The organism is Eubacterium ramulus ATCC 29099 (genome assembly GCF_000469345.1).
GTDB lineage: Bacteria > Bacillota > Clostridia > Lachnospirales > Lachnospiraceae > Eubacterium_I > Eubacterium_I ramulus.
Window position 1 is genome coordinate 69,439 of the sequence record NZ_KI271077.1, and the last position, 9,943, is coordinate 79,381.

At 38.3% G+C, this 9,943-nt stretch carries 7 protein-coding genes; 6 read left to right on the forward strand and 1 reads right to left on the reverse strand.

From position 1 onward, the window contains the following. Window positions 1-287: 287 nt before the first annotated feature. Entirely contained in the window at window positions 288-1,592 is a 1,305-nt protein-coding gene (locus HMPREF0373_RS01050; RefSeq protein WP_044962523.1) for a tRNA(Met) cytidine acetate ligase, read from the reverse strand. Between the two features lie 318 nt (window positions 1,593-1,910). Here HMPREF0373_RS01050 and HMPREF0373_RS01055 point away from each other — a divergent pair, with 318 nt between their 5' ends. From HMPREF0373_RS01055 to csn2, 6 genes are all read left to right on the forward strand, one after another. Continuing rightward, window positions 1,911-3,101, forward strand: coding sequence for an acetate/propionate family kinase (locus HMPREF0373_RS01055; RefSeq protein ID WP_021737684.1), 1,191 nt, complete (start codon window positions 1,911-1,913; stop codon window positions 3,099-3,101). A 281-nt stretch (window positions 3,102-3,382) separates the two neighbouring features. Then, a complete protein-coding gene (gene rpmF / locus HMPREF0373_RS01060) occupies window positions 3,383-3,562 on the forward strand; it encodes a 50S ribosomal protein L32 (RefSeq protein ID WP_021737685.1) in 180 nt (59 codons plus the stop codon). Between the two features lie 320 nt (window positions 3,563-3,882). Further along, the gene (gene cas9, locus HMPREF0373_RS01065; protein WP_021737686.1) at window positions 3,883-8,007 is read left to right on the forward strand and encodes a type II CRISPR RNA-guided endonuclease Cas9; all 4,125 of its coding nucleotides are present in this window, start codon (window positions 3,883-3,885) and stop codon (window positions 8,005-8,007) included. 1 nt (window position 8,008) lies between these two features. Further along, the gene (gene cas1, locus HMPREF0373_RS01070; RefSeq protein ID WP_021737687.1) at window positions 8,009-8,875 is read left to right on the forward strand and encodes a type II CRISPR-associated endonuclease Cas1; all 867 of its coding nucleotides are present in this window, start codon (window positions 8,009-8,011) and stop codon (window positions 8,873-8,875) included. Between the two features lie 11 nt (window positions 8,876-8,886). After that, window positions 8,887-9,192 carry a CRISPR-associated endonuclease Cas2 gene (gene cas2, locus HMPREF0373_RS01075; protein ID WP_044962524.1) on the forward strand — a complete coding sequence of 102 codons (306 nt, stop codon included), beginning with the start codon at window positions 8,887-8,889 and terminating at the stop codon, window positions 9,190-9,192. Continuing rightward, entirely contained in the window at window positions 9,189-9,860 is a 672-nt protein-coding gene (gene csn2, locus HMPREF0373_RS01080) for a type II-A CRISPR-associated protein Csn2 (RefSeq protein ID WP_021737689.1), read from the forward strand. The genes cas2 and csn2 overlap by 4 nt, the downstream gene beginning before the upstream one ends. Window positions 9,861-9,943: the final 83 nt, after the last annotated feature.

A 9,943-nucleotide genomic window follows, 5' to 3' on the forward strand; every position in this document is an offset into this window, starting at 1 on the left:
TAAAATAATTCAAAAAAATATAAAATAATGATAATGTTAAATAAATAACGAGTAAAAAATGAAGGAAATGATTCTGGATAATGCAAAAATGGAGGGGGAATTGTACATTGTGCAAGATTTGCTGCAAGATGGCAAACCAATGGCGTCGTGGAATATGCGCGGAACAGTGCTGAAAATGCAAAAGATATGTTGGATTGCAGTGATTCTGTGTATCTCTGCAATCCAACCGGCTTACGCTGACCGGAATCACGCACCAAGTCTCTCGTGCGTTCCGCTTGAAAAGTAGATTATAAGATGATCAGAGGCTGACGATATTCATTTTTTCGTTGGATACCGGTTTTTGAAAAAAGAATACGATTATACAGATCGGTGGCATAAACATCCAGATCCAGAAGGTTTTGTTGTTCCGGTGTCAGTGACTGACGTTCCTTTGCAATTTTGCGCAGCAACGGAATCTGACTGTGCTCCTGCAATTCCTTTAATAAAGGCGAAGCATCCTTTCGAAAACCTAGAATGCGGGCATATGGTGCATAATGACAGTTCTTTGCAGCAGCCAGGAGTTCTGCATCAATGCCGAGGAAGGCATGTAGCAGATGACGGCTGATGGCTGTATAGGTCTGGTTTTTCGTTTTTAAATCTGATACAAAATCAGACCAGCAGGTGAAAGTTTCCAAGTTATTTGCAATACGCTTTTCCAAATCGCTGCATTCGGTATCTGGATCAGAAGAAGCTGAACGCAGGAAGTTGCGGCGAAGCTCATAATATAACAGGTCAGAAAAATCATCTTCCTGCAAAAAAGCATGGGTTTTATATGCGTTCAGCAGCAGTTCACGAACGGAATCAGGAACCGTGCGCGTCAACATTTGATTCAGCACTTTGGAATCAGCTTTCTGGCAGGAATTATCCTGAAAAATAAACTTACGCAGGGCAGAAGCACTGGCAAGTTCAGTATCAGTATCAGTATCATGATAACCTGCACCATTTCGTGTAACAACAGACGGTGTCAATTTAAGGTTTTGACGACGAATGGCTTTCATATATTCGATGGCAAGAATATTATTCGGAGAAGCAAGCAATCGTTCAAGCTGAGCAACTGTGTCTGTATTCATCGAATCGAAAGCCATCTGCTGCAAACAAAGAACAGCTGCTTTTGCCCGGGCAGCTGGAAAACTGCATCCGGATTTTAATTCCAGATCCAGATATTTCTGAAATGCGGGTGGCTCAAATGCAAAAAAATCAGCCAGTTTGTCCAGCATATCGATATCTGAAGTTGTATTTGCTTCGGCACCAAAACTGATATGAGATACTACGCCGAGGCTATCCAACAGGCAGACACCTCCCTGAGCAAACGTTTCCGCACTGGAAGTGGCAGCAATTACAGGCAGTTCAATGACAAGATCAATGCCATGTTCAAGTGCCATTTTTGTTCGGTCATATTTATTTACCAGAGCCGGGGCTCCACGTTGGACAAAGCTGCCGCTTATAACAGCAATACAGTAATCGGCGTCCGTATTTTTTCTTGTTTCTTCTATATGAAATGCATGTCCGTTGTGAAACGGATTATATTCTGCGATAATTCCTGTGACATTCATTGTATCTGATACTCCTGAATCTTTCTGATTGTTTGTCATGCGGATAAAGTGACCGTTGTAACAATGCAGACGTACAGCCTACATTTTATTATAACAAAAAGCATAGCATGAAATATGCAGAAAAACAAACATATTTGCGAGGGAACAGAGGAGGGTTGTCTTTTTGACTAAAAACCAGTGTACGAAAACAGATGCAAGAGGAAAAACTTACAAAAAACCATTTGGTAACCTCTTGCGAAACAAAAAAATTGAGATATAATGGATAGGACAGGTATTTTGACGAAAAGTCAAAGGAAAAATGAAGGGAGAACATAAATAATGAACGTATTAGTAATCAACTGTGGTAGTTCATCACTGAAATATCAGCTGATCAACTCTGACACAGAGGCAGTACTTGCAAAAGGACTTTGCGAGAGAATCGGTATTGACGGAAGACTTACATATCAGAAAGCAGGTCTTGACAAAGAGATTACAGAGGCACCGATGCCTACACATAAAGAAGCTATCCAGCTTGTACTTGACGCTCTTGTAAATGAGAAAACAGGTGCAATCGCAAGCCTTGCAGAAGTAAATGCTGTTGGACACCGTATCGTACACGGTGGCGAGAAATTTGCTTCTTCTGCAGTGATCACACCGGAGATGCTTGCAGCCGTAGAAGAGTGTAATGACCTTGCACCACTTCACAATCCGGCAAACTTAATCGGTATCCATGCATGCCAGGAACTGATGCCAGGTGTACCGATGGTTGGTGTATTTGATACCGCTTTCCATCAGACAATGCCGGAGAAAGCATACCTCTACGGACTTCCATATGAGTACTATGAGAAATATAAAGTAAGAAGATACGGTTTCCACGGAACAAGTCACAGTTTCGTATCCAAACATGTTGCTGAGTTCCTTGGCAAAGATCTTAACGATTCCAAGATCATCGTTGCTCACCTTGGAAACGGTGCTTCCATCAGTGCTGTATTAAACGGCAAATGTGTAGATACATCTATGGGTCTTACACCGTTGGAAGGTCTTGTAATGGGAACACGCTCCGGTGATATCGATCCGGCGATCATGGAGTTTATCGCTAAAAAAGAGAATCTTGATATCGCAGGCGTTATGAACGTATTAAACAAAAAATCCGGTGTACAGGGTATTTCCGGCCTTTCCAGTGATTTCCGTGACCTTGAGGAAGGTATGGAAGCCGGCAACGAGCGCGCAACAGCAGCTATCGAAGTATTCAGCTACCGTGTAGCAAAATACATCGGTTCTTATGTAGCAGCAATGAATGGTGTAGATGTGATCGCATTTACAGCAGGAATCGGTGAGAATGCGCCGATCGTTCGTTCTAAAGTATTAGCATACCTTGGATACCTCGGAATTACAGTAGATGAGGAAGCAAACAGCAAGAGAGGCGATGATATCGTAATCTCCACTCCGGATTCCAAAGTAACAGTTTGTGTAATCCCGACAAACGAAGAACTTGCAATTGCAAGAGAGACAGTAGCATTAGTAAAGTAATTGTTTCAATTCACTCATCACATGTATTCAGGTAATGATCATGCTTGCATGAGGAATTACCTGAATACATAGTGATGAATGGAACGCCTTTTTATGAGCAAAAATAGGAGCGTAGCTACGGAGAAGCCCGAAGGGCGTTTTGCGAATGGCGCGTGTGAACTGAAACTTTATTACACAAAATACAAAAAATCTGTTGACAGGAAGTGCTGTTCTGTGTATAATCTACTGAGTGTGATTCAGAACAATTCACTTAGATTCAGATAAATTGGAGGTGTAACGAAATGTCTATTTGTCCAAAAAATAAATCTTCCAAAGGTAGAAGAGATAGAAGAAGAGCAAACTGGAAAATGTCTGCTCCGACTTTAGTAAAATGCAGCAAATGTGGCGAACTCATGGTTCCGCACAGAGTATGCAAAGCTTGCGGTTCTTACAATAAAAAAGAGATCATCGCAGTTGACTAATTAGCAGAATATGTAATGAAATGAAGGAGTTGAGAGAAATCTCAGCTCCTTTTTTTGCCTTTTTTGTAAAGTATAAAAATACAATTGTATATGCGGGAAGAATAGTGTAAAATCAAATTATATTATTCATTTAAAAGAACAGACAATATAAAACGATGGTGGGGGAAATAAAAAAGACCTCGTATGACGAAGTCTTTTGGATGCCGCACAATGCGGGCAATCGATGTCGGAATAATTCCTTATTTGCACTCACCTTGTAAGTTTGTACGATTAGAATAGCACAGGAGGGGGTTGTCTGTCAAGAATGGAAGGGGGTAAAAATGGAAACAAAATTTACATACTATCTGGGATTGGATATGGGAACTGATTCTCTGGGTTGGGCAGTGACTGATTCTTCATATCATATATTAAGAGCAAAAGGAAAAGATTTGTGGGGAGTGCGCCTGTTTCCGTCAGCAGAGACTTCGGTGGAACGAAGAACATATCGGGTCAACAGACGTCGCAGACAGCGCGAAGTGGCAAGAATAGGCGCTTTAAAGGAATTGTTTGCGGATGAAATTGAAAAAGTGGATCCTGGTTTTTTTGTTCGATTGGATGAAAGTAAATTTCATATGGAAGATCGCAGTGAAAACAATAAGCAGAAGTACGGCTTATTTGCAGATAAACTGTTTTCTGATGCGGGATATTATAAAAAATATCCGACAATATTTCATTTGAGAAAAGAATTGTTGGAATCAGAAGAACCACATGACGTGCGTCTGGTATATCTGGCACTGTTAAATATGTTTAAACATAGAGGTCATTTCCTGAATAGCTCCCTTCAAATTGAAGGAGAGAACAGTAATATAGCTGAATCCTATCAGATGTTTGTAGATACCTTAACAGATGAAGACCTTGATTTCCCGGAACAGGTGTCCGGGGAGCGATTGCAGGAAATCTTTAGAAGCAGCGATTCCAGAAAGAAAAAAGTGGAAAATTTGCTTGCGGAAATGAACCTCAGTAAAAAACAGAAAAGAGAAATCCAGTTTGTTAATCTGATCTGTGGTCTGAAAGGAAAATTGTCAGAGCTGTTCCCGGATAAGGAATATGATGAAGAACAGAAAAAAATAGCATTTTCTTTTCAGGATTCTGATTATGAGGATAAGGAAAATACGATTCAGGAGTTACTGGATGAATCTGAGATGAATATGATCTATGCTGTAAAAGCAGTGCATGATAGCGGTGTTTTGTCTGGAATTATGAATGGCGAACGATATCTGTCAGTTGCACGTGTCGCATCTTATGAAAAACATAAGAAAGATTTGCAAATTTTGAAAGACATATTGAAAAAATATGATACAAAAGAATATTTCGAAATGTTTCGAAATGAAAGTGCAAAGTCAGAAAGTTACAGTGCATACGTTGGCAGTGTTAAATATCATGGAACATTTCGACGTGGATTAAGCGGCGGAAAACAGGAAGATCTGTATAAACATATTAAAAAAGTGTTGGGAAAATTTCCGCAGGATGATGAAGGTGTTACATATATTTTGGAGGAAATAGAAACGGAGAGTTTTCTGCCGAAACAACTGACTGCTTCCAACGGTGTTATCCCAAATCAGGTACATGCCAGAGAAATGCTGGCAATTTTAAAGCATGCAGAGCTTTATTTGCCATTTTTGCAGGAAAAAGATGATACGGGGCTGAGTGTATCTGAAAAAATATTGAAGTTATTCATGTTTCAAATTCCGTATTACGTGGGACCGTTGGGACAGGAATATAAAGATAAAAAAGGATATAATGTCTGGGCGGAAAGAAAAGCATCGGGAAAAATATATCCATGGAATTTTGAGGATAAAATAGATGTGAAAAAGAGTGCGGAAAAATTTATCGGACGAATGGTCAGACGCTGCACTTATTTGTCAGGGGAACAGGCATTGCCAAAGCAATCGCTGCTATATGAAAAATTTCAGGTTTTAAATGAACTGAATAATCTTCGTATCAGGGGAGAAAAAATTCCGGTCTCTTTAAAACAGGAGATTTATCATGACCTGTTTGGAGATGGCAAGAAAGTGTCAATGACACGATTGACAAATTATCTGCTTCAAAATGGTGTTATTTCCGGCGAGGAAAAGGATAGCTGTATTTCCGGTATCGATGGTGGTTTCCATAACTCATTATCTTCCGTTGGGAAATTTAAAGGAGTGTTTGGTGATACAGTACACACTGATGAGCATCGAAAAATGATAGAAGATATTATATTCTGGGGAACTGTATTTGGTGATGGTAAAAAACTTCTGAAAGAAAAAGTGGAAGAAGTATATGGAAATCAACTGACAGAAGCACAAAAGAAGAGAATTTTCGGATTCAAATTTTCCAGCTGGGGAAGATTATCAAAAGCGTTCCTGACTATGGAAGGTGCTTCAAAAGACGATGGAGAAATTAAAGGTCTTATTCAGGCAATGTGGGATACAAACTGTAATCTGATGGAACTTTTGAGTGATCGCTTTACATACAAAGACAAATTGAATGAGATGGTGACTACCGCAGAAAAGCCGCTGTGTGAGTGGAAAATCGAAGATTTGGATGAAATGTATCTGTCAGCACCGGTGAAACGTATGGTTTGGCAGACCATCCGGGTTGTGGATGAAGTTCAGCAGATCATTGGCTGCCCGCCGAAACGTATATTTGTAGAAATGACACGTTCCGATGGCGAGAAAGGAAAACGTACCGTATCCAGACAGAAGAAACTTGTAGATTTGTATAAGGCACTTGGTAAAGAAGGAAAAACCTGGAGTGAAGAACTAAGTGACACTCCCGAGAGCCAGTTCAGAATCAAAAAGTTATATCTGTATTATTTGCAGATGGGAAAATGTATGTATACGGGTGAAGCGATCGAACTGGAACAGTTGATGAATGATAATTTGTATGATATTGATCATATTTACCCAAGGCATTTTATAAAAGATGATAATATCAGCAACAATCTGGTATTGGTGAAAAAAGAGAAGAATGCACATAAGAGTGACAGTTTCCCAATCGAACCGGAGATCCGCAACAAAATGATGCCATTCTGGAAGAGTCTGCGTAAAAAAGGATTCTTAACGGAGGAAAAATATAATCGCTTAACCAGAATGTCTGCGTTTACAGATGAGGAAAAAGCTGCTTTTATCGGTCGTCAGCTTGTAGAAACCAGCCAGGGTACAAAAGCAATTACACAGATTTTTGAACAGGCATTTGCAAATTCAGAGATTGTATTTTCAAAAGCAAGTGTAGTATCTGCGTTCCGGCAGAAATTTGATTGTTATAAAGTGCGTTGTGTAAATAATTATCATCATGCACATGATGCTTATTTGAATATCGTAGCTGGAAATACATACCGTGTAAAATTTACAAGCAATCCGTTGAATTTTATTAAGGAAGCAAAGAAAAATCCGAACAGCAGAGAAAATCGCTATAATATGGATAAAATTTTCGAGTGGGATGTGACACGAAATGGTGAAACCGCGTGGGTTGCACAGACAAAGGAGCATCCGGGAACAATTCAGCTTGTAAAAAAATATTTAAATAAGAATTCACCATTGATCACAAAAATGGTATATGAAAAACACGGTGGTATCACACAAAAGGCTACGATATGGAGTGCAAAAAAAGCAGAAAGTGGTAATACAGATGCGTATATTCCGGTTAAAATGAATGATCCAAGGCTGGCAGATGTAACGAAGTATGGTGGAGTAACCACAATTGCAGTTGCAGGATATACTTTACTAGAATATAAAGCTGGCGGGAAAACGGTTCGAAGTCTGGAAGCTTTGCCAATTTATCTGGGTGGATCAAAAAAACTGACGGAAGAGCAGATGGTGGAATATTTTTCCAATGTATTGCAGCAGGAAAATAAGGAAAAAGTAGTATCAGATGTGATAATAAGGAAAAAAATGATTCCTAGTGGTTCACTGATAAAATATAATGGATTCTATTATTATCTGGCTGGAAAAACTGGTGATCGGATTATTTTAATAAGTGCTGTGCAATTATGTCTGCCGATGGATACAATGTTATATATTAAAAAAATAGAAAAGGCATGCTCTACTGGCAATTTTGAAGAAAAAGATAAGAATGGGAAACAGGTTCTTTCAAAGCAGCAGAACGAATTTGTGTATGAACTTATTATACAAAAATATCAGCAGTCTATTTTTAAGAAAAAAGTTGGTGCCATAGGCGATACAATTATAGAAAAAAGAGAAAAATTTGCTGAAATATCATTGGAAGAACAATGCAAAGTATTGATGCAGATATTTTTGAATTTCCAAAGCGGTATAGGAGTGGAACTTAAAATTATTGAAGGTGGCAAAAAGTCGGGAGTCACATATCTAAACAAGAAAGTAATGAATGTTCAGGAATTAAAACTGATAGATCAATCTGTTACAGGTGTATTCAGCAGAGAAATTGATCTGCTGACAATATAATATGAGCTGGAGAACGGTTGTGGTATCTTCGAGTGCAAAATTAGATTATCAAATGGGATATCTGGTGGTGCGAAAAGATACTACAACAAAAATCCATCTGGGAGAAATCCGCACGTTACTGATTGAATCAACAGCTGTATCATTGACGGCGGCGTTACTGTCGGAATTGGTGAAGAAAAAAGTGAAAGTGATATTTTGCGATGAAAAGAGAAATCCATCTGCCGAAATGATGCCCTATTATGGTTCACATGATTGTAGTTTGAAAATCAAACGGCAGACTGCATGGTCTGATGATATCAAAGGAGCAGTGTGGACAGAAATTGTCTTTGAAAAGATACGCCAACAAAAATGTCTGCTTCAGGAACTTGGAAAAAATGAAGCAATGCTGTTACAGGAATATTTGAGCGAAATTGAATATGGTGATGCAACAAATAGAGAGGGACATGCTGCAAAAGTATATTTTAATGCACTCTTCGGAAAATCATTTACCAGGACGGATGATTTACTTATTAATGCAGCATTGAACTATGGGTATAGCATTTTGCTTTCTGCTTTTAATCGTGAAATTGTTTTAAATGGATATCTGACACAGTTAGGCTTGTTTCATGATAATATGTTTAATCAGTTTAATCTTGCATCTGATTTGATGGAGCCGTTCCGACCACTTGTAGATCGTCTGGTATCGCATATGACACTTGTGGAGTTTGAACACACGCAAAAAATGGAACTGGTCAATTTGATGAATCAGGAAGTGATAATCAATGAGCGATGTGAACTTATCAGTAACGCGATAAAAATATATTGTAAAAGTGTGTTTGATGCATTGGAAGATGCGGATGTGTCATTGATCAGGTTTTATAGAAAATGAGTTATCGATATATGAGAATACTTGTGATGTTTGATTTGCCTGTTGGCACGGAGTCAGAAAGAAAAAATTACCGCTTATTTCGGAAGTATTTGATAAAAAGCGGTTTCCTAATGTTGCAGGAATCTGTTTACTGTAAAATTGCACAGAATACAACAGTGGCAGATGCTATTATTGCGAATGTGCGAAAAAACGGGCCGGATGATGGTCTGGTACAGGTACTAAAGATTACAGAAAAGCAATATTCCAGAATGGAATATATTGTGGGTGAATCAAAATCGGATGTGCTGGACAGTGATGAAAGGCTGGTAGTGTTATGAAATTTATCTATGGAGAACGGGAATTGACCCTGGAGTTTCGTGAAAATGAAGTTCAGGTGATAACAATAGAAAACAGAGAGTATTTTTCTGCTTTTTTGCAAAATTTGTATAATCAAAGTCAGGGATCAGAAGGAGATATTATCTTATCAGAAGGTGAAAAAATATTATCTCTGAATAAAGTAGCAGAAATTGTTTGGAATCCGTTCTCTGTAGATATTAACAATAAGAAAATACTGGGTAAGTTGTTTCAGAAATTGAAAACTGTTTCGATGGAAGAGCAGTATGCAGAAATATGTGAATTGAATGCTAAAGTTGTTCATTATTTGGATGATTTAAATTTAAAAATGCCATATCCGATTCAATTTCGACTGGAGTTAGATGTACTTGATCTTTATAAAATATATGGGGTTCAGTTGGATACAGAAGAAATTGATATGTTTGAACGGCTCTTGGAGTATGTCAAAGTACTGAAATCATTGTGTGGAGTTCGCTTGCTGGTATTTATAAATGTGAAAAATTATTTGTCAGAAATGCAGATAAAAGAATTGTACAAAGCAACATTTTATTATAAAATAAATTTATTATTAGTTGAGGCACATCAAGGGAAAAATTTAGAATGTGAAAAAAATCAATTAATAGATGAAGACATGTGTTTTATACATTACTAGGTGGCTTACGCATATTGACCGATATGTTCGGTTCGGTGATGATCTCATTTGAGGTTTGAGAACCTTGTAAGTTTGTAATGGTG